The 16,687-nt window shown below is 54.9% G+C and carries 17 protein-coding genes and 3 tRNA genes; 6 read left to right on the forward strand and 14 right to left on the reverse strand.

All coding sequences use genetic code 11. The annotated features are described in order from the left end of the window. Positions 1 to 16 precede the first annotated feature (16 nt). The 10 genes from DFK18_RS04420 to mutY all read right to left on the reverse strand — a co-directional run bounded on the left by DFK18_RS04420 (position 17) and on the right by mutY (position 6,791). Complete coding sequence (locus DFK18_RS04420) at positions 17 to 967, reverse strand: 5-oxoprolinase subunit C family protein (RefSeq protein ID WP_114417004.1); 951 nt, start codon at positions 965 to 967, stop codon at positions 17 to 19. Next, positions 964 to 1,692 (reverse strand): 5-oxoprolinase subunit B family protein, encoded by a 729-nt coding sequence (locus tag DFK18_RS04425; RefSeq protein ID WP_245944327.1) that lies wholly within the window; start codon positions 1,690 to 1,692, stop codon positions 964 to 966. Before DFK18_RS04425 ends, DFK18_RS04420 begins: the two co-directional genes overlap by 4 nt. Then, the gene (locus DFK18_RS04430) at positions 1,685 to 2,443 is read right to left on the reverse strand and encodes a 5-oxoprolinase subunit PxpA (protein WP_114417005.1); all 759 of its coding nucleotides are present in this window, start codon (positions 2,441 to 2,443) and stop codon (positions 1,685 to 1,687) included. Before DFK18_RS04430 ends, DFK18_RS04425 begins: the two co-directional genes overlap by 8 nt. A 128-nt stretch (positions 2,444 to 2,571) precedes the next feature. Further along, positions 2,572 to 4,308 carry a sensor domain-containing diguanylate cyclase gene (locus DFK18_RS04435; protein WP_114417006.1) on the reverse strand — a complete coding sequence of 579 codons (1,737 nt, stop codon included), beginning with the start codon at positions 4,306 to 4,308 and terminating at the stop codon, positions 2,572 to 2,574. Between the two features lie 251 nt (positions 4,309 to 4,559). Then, a complete protein-coding gene (locus tag DFK18_RS04440; RefSeq protein ID WP_114417007.1) occupies positions 4,560 to 4,946 on the reverse strand; it encodes a DUF302 domain-containing protein in 387 nt (128 codons plus the stop codon). Between the two features lie 150 nt (positions 4,947 to 5,096). Further along, positions 5,097 to 5,172, reverse strand: a tRNA-Thr gene (locus DFK18_RS04445). A gap of 12 nt (positions 5,173 to 5,184) precedes the next feature. Next, positions 5,185 to 5,259, reverse strand: a tRNA-Gln gene (locus DFK18_RS04450). Positions 5,260 to 5,276: 17 nt separating this feature from the next. After that, a tRNA-Phe gene (locus DFK18_RS04455) sits at positions 5,277 to 5,352 on the reverse strand. A gap of 78 nt (positions 5,353 to 5,430) precedes the next feature. Next, a complete protein-coding gene (locus tag DFK18_RS04460) occupies positions 5,431 to 5,706 on the reverse strand; it encodes an oxidative damage protection protein (protein ID WP_114417008.1) in 276 nt (91 codons plus the stop codon). After that, on the reverse strand, positions 5,703 to 6,791 hold the full coding sequence (gene mutY / locus DFK18_RS04465; protein ID WP_245944328.1) for an A/G-specific adenine glycosylase: 1,089 nt from the start codon (positions 6,789 to 6,791) through the stop codon (positions 5,703 to 5,705). Before mutY ends, DFK18_RS04460 begins: the two co-directional genes overlap by 4 nt. 481 nt (positions 6,792 to 7,272) lie before the next feature. Here mutY and DFK18_RS04470 point away from each other — a divergent pair, with 481 nt between their 5' ends. Next, positions 7,273 to 8,364, forward strand: a complete 1,092-nt coding sequence (locus DFK18_RS04470) for a GGDEF domain-containing protein (protein ID WP_162299682.1) — start codon at positions 7,273 to 7,275, stop codon at positions 8,362 to 8,364. On the opposite strand, the gene tadA is transcribed toward DFK18_RS04470, so the two are convergent. From tadA to guaB, 4 genes are read right to left on the reverse strand one after another with little or no spacing between them, the layout of a single operon-like run. Further along, a complete protein-coding gene (gene tadA, locus DFK18_RS04475; protein WP_245944329.1) occupies positions 8,346 to 8,822 on the reverse strand; it encodes a tRNA adenosine(34) deaminase TadA in 477 nt (158 codons plus the stop codon). The genes DFK18_RS04470 and tadA overlap by 19 nt on opposite strands. Next, positions 8,806 to 9,261: a hypothetical protein gene (locus tag DFK18_RS04480; RefSeq protein WP_114417012.1), complete on the reverse strand. Its 456-nt coding sequence runs from the start codon at positions 9,259 to 9,261 to the stop codon at positions 8,806 to 8,808. Before DFK18_RS04480 ends, tadA begins: the two co-directional genes overlap by 17 nt. A gap of 1 nt (position 9,262) precedes the next feature. Continuing rightward, positions 9,263 to 10,837 carry a glutamine-hydrolyzing GMP synthase gene (guaA, locus tag DFK18_RS04485; RefSeq protein WP_114417013.1) on the reverse strand — a complete coding sequence of 525 codons (1,575 nt, stop codon included), beginning with the start codon at positions 10,835 to 10,837 and terminating at the stop codon, positions 9,263 to 9,265. Between the two features lie 11 nt (positions 10,838 to 10,848). Next, entirely contained in the window at positions 10,849 to 12,318 is a 1,470-nt protein-coding gene (gene guaB, locus DFK18_RS04490; RefSeq protein WP_114417014.1) for an IMP dehydrogenase, read from the reverse strand. A 331-nt stretch (positions 12,319 to 12,649) separates the two neighbouring features. Between guaB and metX the strand changes: the two genes are divergently transcribed. From metX to hemW, 5 genes are read left to right on the forward strand one after another with little or no spacing between them, the layout of a single operon-like run. Then, positions 12,650 to 13,828, forward strand: a complete 1,179-nt coding sequence (gene metX, locus DFK18_RS04495) for a homoserine O-succinyltransferase MetX (protein ID WP_114417015.1) — start codon at positions 12,650 to 12,652, stop codon at positions 13,826 to 13,828. Further along, a complete protein-coding gene (metW, locus tag DFK18_RS04500; RefSeq protein ID WP_114417016.1) occupies positions 13,828 to 14,418 on the forward strand; it encodes a methionine biosynthesis protein MetW in 591 nt (196 codons plus the stop codon). Before metX ends, metW begins: the two co-directional genes overlap by 1 nt. A 10-nt stretch (positions 14,419 to 14,428) precedes the next feature. Further along, complete coding sequence (locus DFK18_RS04505; RefSeq protein ID WP_162299683.1) at positions 14,429 to 14,887, forward strand: DUF4426 domain-containing protein; 459 nt, start codon at positions 14,429 to 14,431, stop codon at positions 14,885 to 14,887. Between the two features lie 3 nt (positions 14,888 to 14,890). Continuing rightward, positions 14,891 to 15,493: an RdgB/HAM1 family non-canonical purine NTP pyrophosphatase gene (gene rdgB / locus DFK18_RS04510; RefSeq protein WP_114417018.1), complete on the forward strand. Its 603-nt coding sequence runs from the start codon at positions 14,891 to 14,893 to the stop codon at positions 15,491 to 15,493. After that, positions 15,490 to 16,680, forward strand: coding sequence for a radical SAM family heme chaperone HemW (gene hemW / locus DFK18_RS04515; RefSeq protein ID WP_245944330.1), 1,191 nt, complete (start codon positions 15,490 to 15,492; stop codon positions 16,678 to 16,680). The genes rdgB and hemW overlap by 4 nt, the downstream gene beginning before the upstream one ends. Positions 16,681 to 16,687 lie beyond the last annotated feature (7 nt).

A 16,687-nucleotide genomic window follows, 5' to 3' on the forward strand; every position in this document is an offset into this window, starting at 1 on the left:
TTTGTTTCAGTCCTGATTAATTACTAAAGAATTCCAGGAATCGCCGGTGTTTTTCCAGTAGCGGGCCACTACCCCGAGCTTTGAGTTGCACTTCCTGGCCGGGCAGGCATTGTGCCAGTCTGGAAGCGGATAGTGGCGTGAGCGCACCCAGGCGAGGGTAGCCGCCGATGGTTTGGCGATCATTGAGGAGTGCTATGGGCTGACCATCAGGAGGCACCTGAACGCTACCCAGGTTGATGCCTTCGGAGATCATGGAGGTGATCCGGCAATCAAGCCGGGGGCCGGTCAAGCGAACTCCCATACGATCAGCACGATTATCTACTCTCCAGCGACTGTTGAAAGCGGCATAGAGGCTACGACCAGTGAATTCGCCTATTTGCGCACCGGGCAAAAGTTCCAGCACCGGGGTCTGGCTAAAATCCAGGCGGGCGTCTTCCGGTGCTTGATGGGGACGCTCTTGTGGCTTTGAAGTCTGGGCGTGGACTGCCAGTCGATCCCCCTGAGCCAGTTTGTTGCCCCGGCCATCCAAACCGCCCAGCTGCTCACGGCTGACGCAGGCGACACTGTCCAGCACCGGCTCGGCTGCCAGGCCGCCCTGAATGGCCAGATAGGCACGTAATCCGCTTAACGGCGTGGCAAAGGCCAGGGTTTGTCCTTCTTTCCAGACCACTTGCTGCCAAAGCGGCAGAGGTTTTTGATCCAGGGTGGCACCCAGATCTGCACCGGTGACGGCGATGACCAGATCCTTTTCGGCCACCAGTTGCAGGCCGCCCAGGGTGATTTCCAGGCAGGCTGCACCCCAGCTATTACCGGCCAGATAGTTGGCCCAGGCCCAGGAATAGAGATCAGCTGCTCCCCCCTGGGTGACTCCCAGATGACGGCAGCCAAAACGGCCCTGATCCTGCAAGAGTGTCAGGGGGCCGGCTTGTTGTACTCGGATTGCAGCAGTGCTCTTTGGCAGCGTCATAGCTTGGCCTCCACCGGGGTGAGATCCCCGCCCAGGCGTACAAATTCTTCCCGATCCACCGCCAGAAAACGCACTTCATCACCCACCTGAAGCAGGCTGAAACCTTCCCGGTCGCGGTCAAAAAGACGGGCGCTGGTTCGTCCCAGCAGATTCCAGCCACCGGGTGTGGCAGCGGGATAGGCTGCAGTTTGGCGAGCAGCCAGGGCAACACTGCCCACCGGCACGCGTTGGCGGGGCGTATCAAAACGTGGGCATTCTATTTGCGGGTCGGCCAGCCCCATAAAGGCAAAACCCGGTGCAAAGCCCAGGGCAAAAACCCGGTAACTTTTTTCACTGTGGCAGGCAATAACTGCATCCACGCTCAAGCCGGTATGCTGGGCGACTCTTTCCAGATCCGGTCCCACACTGGGGTGGTAGTAGGTGGGTAGTTCATGGCTGCGACCAGGAGTCAGGGTGTCCTCGGGTTGCAGGCGGCTGATCACGACTTCCAGTTGCTGTCTGGCTGCTTGCGGAGACAGCTTCAAAGGATCAAAAACCACCAGCAGAGTAGTGTAGGAGGGCACCAGATCCACCAGGGCATCGCCCAGAGCCACCTCACAATCGTGGGTCAAGGCGGTCAGCCAGGGCAGATTAGTTTCATCAATCCGGTCAAACAGGCGTAGAATCCAGGCATCCAGTCCTGCGGATTCCAGCCGGGGTTGCATCGGGAGCCGGGTTTCAGTCATGAGGGGGCCTCAGGGCTAGCAGGGCTTCACGAATGGATTGAATGGCGGCGATGGATTCATTGTTGTCACCATGAACGCAGAGGGTATCGGCTTTCAGGGTGATGGGCTGACCGTCGATAGAGGTCAGGGGTTCGCCACGAGCAATTTTAATGGCCTGTTCCAGAATGATCTGGGGGTCTTCATGTACCGCACCGGGGGTTTGCCGGGAGACCAGGCGGCCCTGGTTGTCGTAGGCGCGATCGGCAAAGGCCTCAAACCAGAGACGTATGCCCAGGTTATCGGCGATCTCCTGTTGGGTGGAAGTATCACAGGCCGCCATGGTCATCAGGGGGAGGCCGGGATCAAAATCCTTGACGGCCTTGACCACGGCAGCAAACAACTCGGGATCACGAATCATGTCGTTGTAGAGAGCCCCGTGAGGTTTGACGTAGTGGATATCGGTGGCCTCGGCACGACAGATGCCAGCCAGCGCGCCTAACTGATAAAGCAACAGATCTTCTACTTCAGCCGGTGAACAGGCCAGGGAGCGGCGGCCAAAGCCGACCAGATCCGGATAGGAGGGGTGTGCGCCCACCCTGACTTCATGAGCCTTGGCCAGACGTACTGTACGCCGGATCACATGCGGATCGGAGGCATGAAAACCACAGGCAACATTGGCCAGATCCACGTGAGGCATGACATGTTCATCCATACCCATGACCCAGGGGCCAAAGCTTTCGCCCATGTCAGCGTTGATTAATAGACTGCTCATTCGGCCGCTCCTGTCAGGACTTTGCATTAGCTGTTAGCTAATCATTATCAGACAAAGCGGCTAGAGGGCAAAGACGACCTTCGATGCTGTGATGAAGTCCTGGCGATCAGGTAAACAGAAGTGATTGTTCAGTTACCACTGAGCCTTACACCACAGTTGCTTTTGCTGGGGCGTTGCGATGTTTCGGCCAGGCAAACGCAGTTACGCCCTCTGTTTTTGGCCTGGTAGAGCGCCCTGTCAGCTCTTTGTAGTGAGGCTTCCAGGGTTTCTTCCTGAGCCACCTGGGCCACGCCGATGCTGATGGTGAAATTGATTTCTTGGTGGTCGGCTAGAGGTAGACGCAGGTCTGCCACGGCTTTACGCAGTCTTTGGGCAAACTCACCTGCTTGTGAAAGGTTGCAGGCGGGCAGAAGAAGGACAAACTCTTCACCGCCAAAACGGGCCGCCAGATCCTTTTCTCGGCTGAGATTTTTGAGGGTGTTGGCTAGCAGGATAATCACCTGGTCGCCCAAGGGGTGGCCGTGGGTATCATTGATCTGCTTGAAATGATCGATATCCAGAATCAGCAAGGACAAGGGCTGGTTGTTTTTGCCCGGCTGGTTTTGCATGAAATCGCCCTGGGTGAAAAAGTGTCGGCGATTATAGAGTTGTGTGAGGGGGTCGGTTGCGGCCTGATGCTTAAGGTCTTCTTGCGAGGCTTTGATGGCTTCGAGAATCTTGATGCGATGGGCGAGTACAAAAGCCAGCATCAGGGCTTCCAGCATAATGCCGATACCCACTCCGTGGCTGGTGATGTAGTTGAATTCGATAATGCCCTTGTAAAAGAGAACAGCCAGACCGCTGAAGAGTACAAAAAAGCTGTGGCCGATCAGAAAGTATTTGGCCAGTGGATTTCCTTTGCGGTAGATGGAAATGCTGACTGACAGGGAAATCAGCATCATCAAGGCAGCCAGGCTGCTGGCGGGTTTAAGGGCACCAAGAATATCAAAAAGGCCGTAGCATAAATCCAGTACCAGAAGCAGAAGAATAAACTGCAGGAAGCGGTGCTCAAGCGGATATTGCTGAGGCGTTTCAAAGACTCTCATCATAAAGAGAATCAGAAACATGGGCATGGTCATCAAGGACAAATGCAGGGGCAGTAGCTGAGCACCGTAGAGGTTGAACTGGTTGGCAAAAAAACCGTAAGACAGAGCAATCCAGATCGCACCGGAAACCAGATAAGCCGAATAGTAGATGTTTTCTTTCTGGCTGGAAGAGTAGTAAAGCAGAAAGTTGAAAATCACCAGAGCCAGGAGAATACCAACCATCAGGGCGATATCGTTATGCGTACCTATCAGCTCACGGCGCGAATTGTTTTGGTCCAGGACCAGCAGACTGAACCACTGGTGAGAAAAGGAAACGTTTTTCACATAGAGTGTCTTGCTGGCACCTTCTTCCAGTTCAAACTCGTAAACAGCACTGCCGCGAAACATCAGGGGGCTGTTGCTGGCCGTTTCGAGATCCAGGTGCTGCCTATTCAGGAGGTTGCCGTTTTCCACTTCATAAAAAGCCAGGGCGCGATTGTGGTAGGCATAGGGATGATGAAGGGAAAGATTCAGCTTTTGCCCTGTCTGGTTTTGCAGATGAATGCGTGACCAGGTGGTTTTGGAATCGGTGCCCAGAGAAATGCGGTTGGGGCCTTCAGTGAAGTTCTGCTGCTGAATGCTGGCAAAATCCTGGGTCTGGCTGGTATCTACATAATGTTCGATGGTGAAGCGTGTGAGGCGAACGTCTGGCTGATGAAAAATATGAACCGGCTGTGCCCAGGTATCCAGGCAGATCAGCAACAAGCCAGAGAGGATTAAATGTTTGAAGATCCTTTGCATCTCAGTCGACCAACTAGCCAGAAGTGAGGTGGAGTCCGGGCGACTGTCAGCAAATTACAATAAGAGGCGTCTGGTAAAAGCTGCTTGCTGGTTGGTCGCATACAACGCAATGTTACTTAATGTTGCGCACTATTTCCAATTGTTTCTAGTGCAGAGGTGCTAGATAAAGCAATAAAAAGAGGAAGGCTTGATGCGAATCAAGGCCCGGCTGTGGCCGGACCTAAAGAAAGCAGGGGGTGGTAGGAAGGATTTCAGATGCTGCCGATGGCTTCTCGAAGCAATTCCCGAACCTGGGCAGCCACTTCCTTCAAATGGGCGTTATCAATGGCTTGCATGGAGGCTACAGGATCAATCGCGCTGACTTCTATGCCCTGAGGGGTCTCCCGGATCAGAACATTGCAGGGCAGCATGGCACCGACCTTGGGCTCAAGACCTATGGCTTCCCAGGCCATTTGCGGGTTGCAAGCACCCAGAATGCGGTAACCGGACATCTCCTTGTCGAGCTTGTTTTTCATGGTGGCCTGAACATCGATTTCAGTCAGTACACCAAAGCCTTTTTCGGCCAGAGCCTCGCGGGTGCGGGTATCGGTGTCTGCAAAGCTGCTGTCGGTAATCAGGGTATTGATGGTATAAGACATGGAGACTCCTTTTTATATTAGTGACACATGAAATGTGACAGGTAAAAAGGAGACTAATTCCTCATCCGAGGAAGATAAAGTAAAGATTGGGAGATTAAAGCGGGGTGTTTACTTTGGGCACAAAAAAAGCTCTGATAAACAGAGCCTTAATGGTGCCGACACCAGGAGTCGAACCCGGGACCTACTGATTACAAGTCAGTTGCTCTACCAACTGAGCTATGTCGGCAAGTCTTTAAGATGGCTGGGGTAGAGAGATTCGAACTCCCGAATGCCTGGACCAAAACCAGGTGCCTTACCACTTGGCTATACCCCAGCAGAACATCCTAAAAGTGGTGGCCAGAGGCGGAATCGAACCGCCGACACAGGGATTTTCAATCCCTTGCTCTACCAACTGAGCTATCTGGCCAACGGGTGCATATTAAATAGATCTCGAAGGCTTTCGTCAAGCGCTTTTTTAAAAAGTTTTTATTTTTTGTTCAGTTGCTTAGGTGTTTTCAGGTGGCACATAGCCTTCAGCCTGATCGGTTTCCTGGTTATCGAGGAATTTCTCCATCTGTTCGAGCAAATATTGGCGGGTTTCCGGCTCAAAGACTTTCAGATGTTTTTCATTGATCAGGCGGGTTTGATGTTCCAGCCAGGCTTGCCAGGCATCCCGGGAAACACTTTTCATCAACTCTTCACCCTTGGGACCCGGCATGGGGGGTTGGGCCAGAGCAGGCAGTTCTTTTTGGTATTTACGGCAGAAAACAGTCGTGCTCATTGTTGGAATCCTTGTAAAAGTCGTTTGATCGGGGTGGCAAGACCCAGATCGGGATTTTGTTCAGGGTTGTACCAGAGGGTAGCAGTTGTGGCCAGGGAAGGGGTATAGGTTGCGGCCTCTTCGTGTATTTGTGGTGCCTGGTCGAGATAAGCCACCCAGGGTATCAGCTGCAGATGGTAATGACTGAAACTATGACGTAGCCCAGGCAAAGGGTCTTGAATCAGCCTGGCAGGGGGGCAGGCGGCCTGCAACCAGTTTTTCAATGCCTGGGAATCGGGGAATTCGGGAAGGCTCCAGAGACCGCCCCAGAGGCCTTCTGAAGGGCGTTTGTAGAGCAGTACTTCCCGATCCTGATTATGCAGCAGCAAAAAATGCCGTTCTTTTTGCGGCAGCTGTTTTTTGGGTTTGGGGGTGGGCAGTTGATCGGTTAAATCAAGACTGAGTGCCAGGCAGCCTTCTGCGACCGGGCAGCGGTTACATTGCGGGTTGCGCGGTGTGCAGAGGGTGGCTCCCAAATCCATAATGGCCTGGGTATAGTCGGCAGCCCGGTTCGGTGGTGTGACCTCATCAGCATATTGCCAGAGCTGGCGGTTGATGGCGCTCTTGCCCGGCCAGCCTTGAACGGCAAAGTAACGGGCCAGAACTCTTTTGACGTTGCCATCCAGAATCACCGCGCGCTGGTTGCTGCTGAGGGCGATGATAGCGTGAGCCGTGGAGGGGCCAATGCCAGGCAGGCTGCGCATGGCTTCCGGGTCCTGGGTGGGAAACTGACCGTCAAATTCGCTGGCAACGCAGCGGGCACAGGCGTGCAGATTGCGTGCGCGGGTGTAGTAACCCAGCCCCGCCCAGAGCCCCAGGACTTCATCTTCGGGTGCTTCAGCCAGATTTTCCAGTTCGGGAAAACGCTGCATAAAACGCTGGTAGTAATCCTTAACCGTCGTTACCTGGGTTTGTTGCAGCATGATTTCTGATACCCAGACCCGGTAGGGGGTGGGATTCTGCTGCCAGGGCAGGCTTTTGCGGCCGTGTTTTTCAAACCAGTTCAGTAGTTGTTGGGCAAACGTCATGGGGGCGGTTGCTTTCAAGATCAGATTTCTCCGCTGGAGAGGCAATTATGAAAAAGGCCCCGGATTCTAGCCCGGGGCCAAGGCTCTCTGCATTCTCTCCCTTGCATTGCTTGAGATAGCTGGCTGGGGGTTAAGTTCCTTTTTGTTGCCATATATTTCCGTGTCAGGTCACCAAATGTAAAAAATATGATATATGCCCCGATATTGCATGATAAGCGCTGATTTGTCTGTGTACTTGTGTGGAGTCTGTGGGTGTTTGGTTAAAAGGGTTTGCTTTTACTTGAGTAACCTCTTAGATTGAATTTTTGTTACTCCTCGTTAATGACAAGAACGGACTGGCTTTGCTAGAGGTCTGGAGGCATACCGGTATCAAGAGGTGATCAAGGAGATGGAATCTCAGGCATCGCAAGCGGACTCGCAACAAGTGGCTCAGAAGTTACGTCTCCGCCGCTCTCTAATGGCCAGCGGCGCTGGCGCAGCTACTAGCTTGGTACTGCTTGTGGCTTGGTATCTTGGTTATGTGTACTGGACGGCGGGCGAAATTGCCGGTTTTTTACTCGCCACGGGTCTGGGTCACTGCCTCTTTCCCTGGTTGATCCATTCTTCCCGCAACCTGAACTTTTCTGATCCCAGTCTGACCAGCCTGCAGATTGGCTGGCATTTGGCTATTGGCAGCTATGCCATGTATGCCGCTCCCGAGATTCGGAGTCTACTGGTGATCAACCTGCTTCTGATCATGCTGTTTTCGGTGTTTCGCTTCCAACCGAACCGCCTGCCACTTCTATCAATGATTCTTTTTGCAGCCTACTCACTTTCGGTCATGGCCCAGGTGTTGTTCAGTCCTCTGGAAGTCCACTGGTCCAGAGAGATCCTGACAGGCCTGGTGTTCTTTCTGGCAGTCATTGGTACCAGCCTGCTTGGGGCTGAGATTGGAGGCCTGCGTTTGGCGCTAAAAAAGCGCAATGAGCACCTGGCTCAGGCCATGCAGCGTATCGAGGAGCTGGCTGTCACCGACGAGCTGACCGGGCTCTATAACCGCCGCCATCTGATGCGTATTCTGCGTCGCCAGAAAGGCTTGAGTGACCGGGGTGGCTATCATTTTTCCATTGGTTTTGTGGATCTGGATTTCTTCAAGCAGATTAATGATAACTATGGTCATGGTGTCGGCGACCAGGTCCTGGTCGAAGTGGCCGCGGAAATCCGCAATAGCCTGCGTGAGGTGGACTATGTGGCCCGGATTGGTGGGGAAGAATTTGTCGTGGTTCTTTCCCAGACCGCCGAACAGGAAGCTCTGAGAATTGCTGAGCGCTTGAGGGCAGATATCGAGAAGCTGGTGGTGGACGTTGGTGATGATCACCCCAGCCTGCGTTTGACGGCTTCCGTCGGCATTGCCAGCTATCAGCCGGAAGAAGGTGTAGAGCAGTTAATGGTGCGCGCGGACCGGGCTCTCTATGCTGCCAAGGAATGCGGACGTAACTGCATTATTGGTGAAACGGACTTACAGGGTTCATCCTTTCGACAGGTCAAGGCCACCAAGGAATTTGCCATCAGTGAAAACGAAGAGCCCTATGATCAGGTGTCGGTATCCTGATTCTTCCTTCTAGCCTGAAAAAAATCATCCAGTAGCTTTTTGCAGGCTGATTTGAGCAGGCCGCCTTCCACTTCCAGGCGATGATTGAACCAGGGTTGGGCGGGCAGATTGCAGACGGAAGCAACTGCTCCTGTGCGTGGCTCCTTGGCACCGTAGTAGAGTTTGTCTATGCGGGCATGGATGAGAGTGCCGATGCACTGGGTGCAGGGTTCCAGGGTGACATAGAGGCTGCAGCCGTTGAGTCGGTAGTTGCCGACTGTTTTACCCGCAGCGCGGATAGCCTGAACTTCAGCATGAGCTGAAGCATCCTGTTCACTGATGCAGGCATTAAAGCCCCGGCCGATGATCTTGCCTTCCCTATCCACAACTACAGCACCCACGGGAACTTCACCCAGGCGGGCTGCTTCCTGGGCCAGTTCCAGCGCCCGGTGCATGTAGTATTCAGGTTTTCTTGGCATCCACCAGCTCCAAGGCTGCTTCCAGGAGACGCTCGTGGCGGCCCTGCTGACAGGCACGCAGAAGGAGGAGTCCGGCGGTTTGGTTGCCGGGAAGCTGCTCGGGGATATCCAGGCTGACCTCTTCGCTCATGGCAATCAGGCGCAGGAAGATACCAAAGGTCTCTATGCGGTGCAGACGAATCTGTTCGCGGGCATCATCCAGAGGGCAGAGGGAAAACTGCATGGCATCAATCAGGCGGGTTGCTGCAACGGCAGAGCTTTGATTAATGGCTTGGTCTGGAAAGATGGCCTGGTGCTCGCGAGTCATCATCAGGCGAGATTTGATCAGTGTGATGCGGTGCTGCAGCGGGTCGACAAAATCCTCGCCGGAGCTGCTGACAGCAAGGCCGGAAAATACTACTAACCAGCCTGCCAGCAGACAGCTCCAGAGGCTTTTCACCTTATTCCCACTCAATGGTAGCCGGTGGCTTGGAGGAAACATCGTAGGTGACGCGGGAAACACCGGGCAGTTCATTGATGATGCGGTTGGAAACCTTCTCCAGCAGCTCATAGGGCAGATGCGCCCAGCGCGCCGTCATGAAGTCGATGGTTTCCACGGCTCTTAGCGCAATGACCCACTCGTAACGGCGGCCATCACCTACCACGCCGACGGACTTGACCGGCAGGAAGATGGCAAAGGCCTGACTGGTCTTGTCGTACCAGCCAGCTTCACGCAGTTCGTGAATAAAGATGGCATCGGCTTCACGCAGGATGTCGGCATATTCCTTCTTGACCTGACCCAGGATGCGCACGCCCAGGCCGGGGCCGGGGAAAGGATGGCGATAGACCATGTCATAGGGCAGGCCCAGTTCCAGGCCGATTTTCCTGACCTCGTCCTTGAAGAGTTCGCGCAGGGGTTCAACCAGCTCCATGCGCATGGTGTCAGGCAGACCACCGACGTTGTGGTGCGACTTGATCACATGAGCCTTGCCGGTCTTGGAGGCGGCGGATTCGATGACATCAGGGTAGATGGTTCCCTGGGCAAGGAAATCCACATCCTTGAGTTTGCTGGCTTCTGCATCAAAGACATCGATAAAGGTGTTGCCGATGATCTTGCGCTTGGCTTCGGGATCATCCACACCTTCCAGACGGTCGAGGAAGAGTTTCTCGGCATCAGCCCGGATGACCTTCACCCCCATATTGCGGGCAAACATCTCCATGACCTGCTCGCCTTCATCCTTGCGTAAAAGACCGTTATCGACAAATACGCAGGTGAGCTGGTCGCCGATGGCCTGATGCAGCAGGGCAGCGACTACTGAAGAATCCACGCCGCCGGACAATCCCAGCAACACCTTGCGATCGCCTACCTGTTCACGAACCCGGGCAACCTGGTCTTCAATAATCTGGGCCGGGGTCCAGAGCGCTTTGCACTGGCAGATGTTGAGCAGGAAGTGTTCCAGAATCCGTTTGCCTTGCAGGGTGTGGGTGACTTCCGGGTGGAACTGAACACCGTAGAATTTCTTGTCTTCCCAGGCCATGGCGGCAATGGGGCAGCTGGGTGTGGAGGCAGTGATGACAAATTCGGGCGGCAGGGAGTCAACCTTGTCGCCGTGGCTCATCCACACATCCAGCAGGGCCTGGCCATTGTCGGCGACGTGATCCTTGATGCCCTTGAAGAGGCCGCTTTCTGCTTCCAGTTGAATCTGGGCGTAACCGAATTCATGAACCTTGGAGCCCTGGACCGAACCGCCTAGCTGAGCAGCCATGGTTTGCATGCCATAGCAGATGCCGAGTACGGGAACACCCAGATTGAAAACACTTTCCGGTGCTCTGGGGGAACCGGCTTCGGGAACGGATTCCGGGCCGCCTGCCAGGATAATGCCCTGGGGGTTGAATTCGCGAACGGCTTCATCGCCCAGGTCAAAGGGACGGATTTCACAATAGACGCCGATTTCGCGAACCCGGCGGGCTATCAGCTGAGTGTACTGGGAGCCGAAGTCCAGAATCAGGATTTTGTAAGCGTGAATGTCTTGCATGCGTTGTCCTGTTAGCTGACCCGGTAGTTGGGTGCTTCCTTGGTGATCTGAACATCGTGAACATGGGATTCACGCATGCCGGCATTGGAAATCTTGGAGAAACTGGGCTTGGTGCGCATGGTTTCGATATCAGCACAGCCGGTGTAGCCCATGGAGGCGCGCAGACCGCCCATCAGCTGATGCACGATGGCACTCATGGCACCCTTGTAGGGAACCCGGCCTTCAATACCTTCGGGAACCAGTTTCTCGACGCCCGCATCCTTATCCTGAAAGTAGCGGTCGGAAGAGCCTTCGGACTGACCCATGGCACCGATGGAGCCCATGCCACGGTAAGCCTTGTAGGTCCGGCCCTGGTAGAGTTCAACTTCACCGGGGGCTTCTTCGGTACCGGCCAGCAGGCCGCCCACCATCACCACGTGAGCACCGGCCACAATCGCCTTGGCCAGATCGCCGGAGAAGCGTACGCCGCCATCGGCAATCAAGGGGATGTTATAGGGTTTAAGAGCGTCGGCGACATTGGCAACGGCAGAAATCTGGGGTACACCAACACCGGCCACGATGCGGGTGGTACAAATGGAACCGGGACCGATACCGACCTTGACCGCATCAGCACCGGCTTCCACCAGGGCAACGGCCGCTTCGGCTGTGGCAATATTGCCGCCGATTACGTCAACCTGGGGGAAGTTCTCCTTGATCCAGGCCACGCGGTTGATGACGCCAATGGAATGGCCGTGAGCGGTATCCACAACGATGACATCGACACCGGCTTCAACCAGTGCCTTGACGCGCTCGGGGGTCTCGGGTCCGGTGCCGACAGCAGCACCGACTCTCAGGCTGCCGTTTTCATCTTTTGCCGCCATGGGGTAGGTCTTGGCTTTTTCCACATCCCGGAAGGTAACCAGACCGCGCAGATGAAAGTCGTTATCGACCAGTAGCATCTTCTCGATGCGGTGCTCGTAAAGGCGTGCCTTGATGTCTTCAAGCGGGGTGTTTTCCAGTGCAGTGACCAGCTTGTCCTGGGGTGTCATGATGGCTTCAACCGTGTCACCAGCATGAGGCTTAACACGCAGGTCGCGTCCGGTTACGATGCCGACCAGCTTGCCTTCATCCACTACGGGGAAGCCGGAGAAACCATAATCCCGAGCCATTTCCAGCAGTTCGTGGATCTTGGTGGCAGGGGCCACGGTGACCGGGTCCTTGACCACTACGCTTTCGTGCTTTTTAACCTTGCGAACTTCCGCTGCCTGCTGGGCAATGGTCATGTTCTTGTGGATAATGCCCATTCCCCCTTCCTGGGCCATGGCGATTGCCAGGCGTCCCTCGGTCACCGTATCCATGGCGGATGAGATCAGGGGCATGTTCAGCTCAATATTGCGGCTCAGGCGAGTTTTGAGGGAGACGTCTTTTGGCAGGATGTCAGTGTAGCCAGGAACCAAAAGAACATCATCGAAGGTAAGCGCTTCTTCAACGATACGTAGCATAGATGACCTGCGAATCTGGGATGTAGGGAAGGAAGAAAAAGTTAATCCCCTATTATAGCTGAGCAGTTTTTTCAGGTAAACCAATCCCTCTGACGATTAACTCCTGGCAGACGGAATATGTTAGATTATTGCCCAATTAAAACCCGAGGAACTTTGGGGACCTCCGATCAAGGTAATGAGCGAAGTTTAGGGCTGAATTCATTTCTGATGAATTGCAGCACTTCCCACGTCCAAGTGGGTCGCAGCTCAGTCGTTAATCCTAGGTTTCCTCAGTTACAGGTTTCCAAATTCCGGCACTTCGCCCTGACCTCTGCAAGGACATACTCCGACCATGACTAGTACGACTGCCTCCGCCGCTGATTTTCCGGCTGATTCGGTAGGTCTGGTAACGCCCCAAGTCTTCGCATTCGATCAACCGCTGGCTCTGGAAGGCGGCTCCCACCTGAGCAACTGGCAGCTGATGGTGGAAACCTACGGCGAGCTGAATACCGATGCCAGTAATGCCGTACTGATTTGCCATGCTCTGTCCGGACATCATCATGCCGCGGGTTATCACTCAGCCGAAGATCGTAAGCCGGGCTGGTGGGATAGCTATATCGGTCCGGGCAAGCCGATCGATACCAACCGCTTTTTTGTGGTTTCGTTGAATAACCTGGGCGGCTGTCATGGTTCCACCGGGCCTTCTTCCATCAATCCGGAAAGCGGACAGCCTTTTGGCCCGGATTTTCCAGTCTTGACCGTAGCCGACTGGGTGGACTCCCAGGCACTGCTGGCTGATCGCTTGGGGATCAAGCAGTGGGCAGCCGTGGTAGGAGGCAGTTTGGGCGGTATGCAGGTGCTGGAATGGTCGCTACGCTACCCCCAGCGGCTGCGTCATGCCGTGATTATCGCCAGTACCTCCAAGCTAACCGCGCAGAATATCGGTTTTAATGAGGTGGCGCGTCAGGCGATTCGCACCGATCCCGAGTTTCATGAGGGACGCTACCAGGAAGCCGGTGTTATTCCCCGTTATGGTTTACGCCTGGCGCGGATGGTGGGGCATATTACCTACCTCTCCGAGCATTCCATGGGTCAGAAATTTGGTCGCGACCTGCGCAAGGATCAGCTTAATTTTGGCTATGACGTGGATTTTGAGGTGGAATCCTACCTGCGCTATCAGGGGGATACCTTTTCGGAAAGCTTTGATGCCAACACCTATCTGTTGATGACCAAGGCCCTGGATTATTTCGACCCGGCCAGTGATTATGATGGCGATCTGGTCAAGGCTTTGGGCAAGGCCCAGTGTCGTTTTCTGGTGGTTAGCTTTACCACCGACTGGCGTTTTTCGCCCAAGCGCTCGGAAGAGCTGGTGGATGCTTTGACGGCGGCACAAAAAAGGGTCAGCTATGCGCGCATTAAATCCCCGCACGGGCATGATGCCTTCCTGATTCCCGATGAGCGCTATCAGGCTGTTTTTTCGGCCTATATGCAAAGAGTTGCCGATGAAGCTGTAACCGGGGAGGTGAACTGATGCGCCAGGAACTTGCGATTATCGCCAACTGGATTCAGCCTTCAGCTCATGTGCTGGATCTGGCCTGCGGGGATGGCACCCTGCTGCACTACCTGGAGCACGAAAAGGGGGTGCGCGGTTATGGCCTGGAAATCGATCCGGAAAAGATCACTGCCTGCATCAGCCGTGGCGTGGATGTTATTGAGCAGGATTTGAACCGGGGCCTGAAAAACTTTGCTGATGATAGCTATGACACCGTTATCATGACTCAGGCGCTGCAGGTTCTGCGACGCCAGGATCTGGCGCTGGATGAAATGCTAAGGGTCGGGCGGGAGGCCATCGTGACCTTCCCCAACTTTGCCCACTGGCGCTGCCGCCTGTTTTTGGCTTTTCGGGGTCGCCTGCCGGTTTCCAAGACACTGCCCTACCAGTGGTATGACACCCCCAATATCCACTTGATTACCTTCAAGGATTTCGAGGCCCTTTGTGCCCAGAAAAACATCAAGATTCTGGATCGCGCGGTAGGCAATCTGGCCTATGAAGGCAACTGGAAAGCCAATCTCTGGCCGAATCTTTTCGGCGAAGTGGCTGTCTATCGAATCAGTCGTTAAAGGAGTGGATATGCTTAGAAAAACTCAAGCCCTGGTGCTGATGGTGGTTTTGGCCGGTTTGGCTCTGCCGCTCTGGGCTGATAGCAATCGCGGAGTACGTGAAGCTGGCGACTATCGCATCTATTATGATGTCCTGCCGACCAGCTTTCTGGATGCTCAGGTCGCCCAGGGTTATGGCATCACCCGTAGTCGTGGTTTTGGCCTAGTGCGGGTGACAGTTCGCAAGCAGCTGGCCTCCGGCGCCAGTGAACCGGTTCGTGCGCGGGTATCCGGGCAGGTGGGCAATCTGGTGGGGCAAGCCAATGGCTTGGCGTTTCGCGAACTGGAAGTCGGCCAGGATCGGGGTTACTCCTATGTGGCCGTGTTTCGTTACCGTGAAGAAGATTCCCTGCGCTTTAATCTGAGTGTGAACTTTGCCGGGCAACCGCTGGAGAGTCTGGATTTTGTTGCCCGTCTGAGTGGGGAGTAAGGCATGAGTCGTTTGATACTGGCCAGCGGTAATGCTGGCAAGCTGAAAGAATTCACCACCCTGCTGTCTCCCCTGGGTTGGCAGGTGGAACCCCAGTCCACCCATCAGGTCCAGGAAGCCGAAGAAACCGGCCTGACTTTTGTCGAAAATGCCTTGATCAAGGCACGTAACGCTGCCGAGGCCACCGGCTTTGCCGCCCTGGCGGATGATTCCGGCATTGAAGTCGATGCCCTCAAGGGCGCTCCGGGCATCTATTCTGCGCGCTATGCCGGTCCGGGCAGTAGTGATGCCGACAATAATGCCCGTTTGCTGGATGCCCTCAAGGGAGTGTCTGAAGAAAAGCGAACCGCTCGCTACTGGTGTGTCCTGGCTTTTCTGCGCCATGCCGAAGATCCCACGCCGGTGATCGTCCAGGCCAGTTGGGAAGGGCGGGTGCTGGAAGCTCCCCGAGGTGAAGGCGGGTTTGGCTATGATCCCCTCTTCTGGTTGCCGGATCTGGGTAAAACTGCGGCAGAACTGGATAAGGCCGAGAAGAATCGTCTTTCTCACCGCGGCAGAGCCAGCCAGGAATTGCTGCAGGCGCTCAAGGCCAGGTTTAACCAGTGACCCCTCTGCCTCTGTCGCTCTATGTTCACCTGCCCTGGTGTGTGCGCAAGTGTCCCTATTGTGATTTCAATTCCCACAGCCTGAGCCAGGGCGAAACTGCCCGCTTGGATGCGGCGACAGAAAGGGATTATATCCAGGCACTGCTGGCTGATCTTGATCATGAATTGCGGGCTTGGCCGGAAATAGCTGGACGCCCCCTGGTTTCCATCTTTTTTGGCGGCGGTACGCCTAGTCTGATTTCGCCAGAAGGTTATGCCACCTTTTTTCAGGGCCTGAAGCAGCGTCTGCAATTGACGCCTACTTGTGAAATTACTCTGGAGGCCAATCCCGGCACCCTGGAAACAGGGCGTTTCCAAGCTTACCGCCAGTTAGGTATTAATCGCCTTTCGATCGGTGTGCAGTCTTTCGCTACGCCTCAACTCAAGGCTTTGGGCCGTATTCACCAGGGTGATGAAGCTATACGCGCAGCAGAAGCAGCCAGAGATGCCGGCTTTGATAATTTTAATCTGGATCTGATGCATGGGCTGCCAGGTCAAACGCCGGATGCGGCCCTGGCTGATCTGGAACAGGCTCTGGCACTAAAACCCCAGCACCTGTCCTGGTATCAGCTGACACTGGAGCCGAACACCGAATTTTTCCGCAAACCGCCGGTGTTACCCGATGAAGATCATCTGGTGGCGATTCAGGATGCGGGCAATGCCTTTCTGGCTGCAGCCGGTTTTGACAACTATGAAGTCTCGGCCTTTGCCCAGCCGGGCCAGGAAGCCCGGCACAATCTCAATTACTGGCAGTTTGGAGATTACCTGGGACTGGGAGCCGGTGCCCACGGCAAACTGACCCGAACCAGTAAGGAAGAGCCGGGCGGTTTGCTGATTGAAAGACGCTGGAAGACCCGTCAGCCGCAAGCCTACTTGTCACGAATGCTGGAAGGCCGTGATTTTCTGGCGGGCACTGAAAAAGTGAGTGAAGACCAGCGTCCGGTCGAATTTATGATGAATGCCCTGCGTTTACGCCAGGGCGTGGAAAAAAACCTCTACCCGCAGCGAACCGGTCTGGAACTTGAGGACCTGCAGTCTCATCTGGAAGTCTTGCGCGCCCAGGGGCTGTGGACTCAGGATCAAGACCGACTGGCCTGTTCTGAACTGGGCTGGCGCTGGTTGAACCGGGTTTTGGAAGCATTTTTATAACAGGGGA

Source organism: Marinospirillum perlucidum, assembly GCF_003336805.1.
GTDB lineage: Bacteria > Pseudomonadota > Gammaproteobacteria > Pseudomonadales > Halomonadaceae > Marinospirillum > Marinospirillum perlucidum.

Coding starts and splice junctions, on each gene's coding strand:
- DFK18_RS04420 (WP_114417004.1), bottom strand. CDS start 967: ATGACGCTGCCAAAGAGCACTGCTGCAATCCGAGTACAACAAGCCGGC.
- DFK18_RS04425 (WP_245944327.1), bottom strand. CDS start 1,692: ATGACTGAAACCCGGCTCCCGATGCAACCCCGGCTGGAATCCGCAGGA.
- DFK18_RS04430 (WP_114417005.1), bottom strand. CDS start 2,443: ATGAGCAGTCTATTAATCAACGCTGACATGGGCGAAAGCTTTGGCCCC.
- DFK18_RS04435 (WP_114417006.1), bottom strand. CDS start 4,308: ATGCAAAGGATCTTCAAACATTTAATCCTCTCTGGCTTGTTGCTGATC.
- DFK18_RS04440 (WP_114417007.1), bottom strand. CDS start 4,946: ATGTCTTATACCATCAATACCCTGATTACCGACAGCAGCTTTGCAGAC.
- DFK18_RS04460 (WP_114417008.1), bottom strand. CDS start 5,706: ATGAGCACGACTGTTTTCTGCCGTAAATACCAAAAAGAACTGCCTGCT.
- tadA (WP_245944329.1), bottom strand. CDS start 8,822: ATGCCAAGAAAACCTGAATACTACATGCACCGGGCGCTGGAACTGGCC.
- guaA (WP_114417013.1), bottom strand. CDS start 10,837: ATGCAAGACATTCACGCTTACAAAATCCTGATTCTGGACTTCGGCTCC.
- guaB (WP_114417014.1), bottom strand. CDS start 12,318: ATGCTACGTATCGTTGAAGAAGCGCTTACCTTCGATGATGTTCTTTTG.
- metX (WP_114417015.1), top strand. CDS start 12,650: ATGACTAGTACGACTGCCTCCGCCGCTGATTTTCCGGCTGATTCGGTA.
- metW (WP_114417016.1), top strand. CDS start 13,828: ATGCGCCAGGAACTTGCGATTATCGCCAACTGGATTCAGCCTTCAGCT.
- DFK18_RS04505 (WP_162299683.1), top strand. CDS start 14,429: ATGCTTAGAAAAACTCAAGCCCTGGTGCTGATGGTGGTTTTGGCCGGT.
- rdgB (WP_114417018.1), top strand. CDS start 14,891: ATGAGTCGTTTGATACTGGCCAGCGGTAATGCTGGCAAGCTGAAAGAA.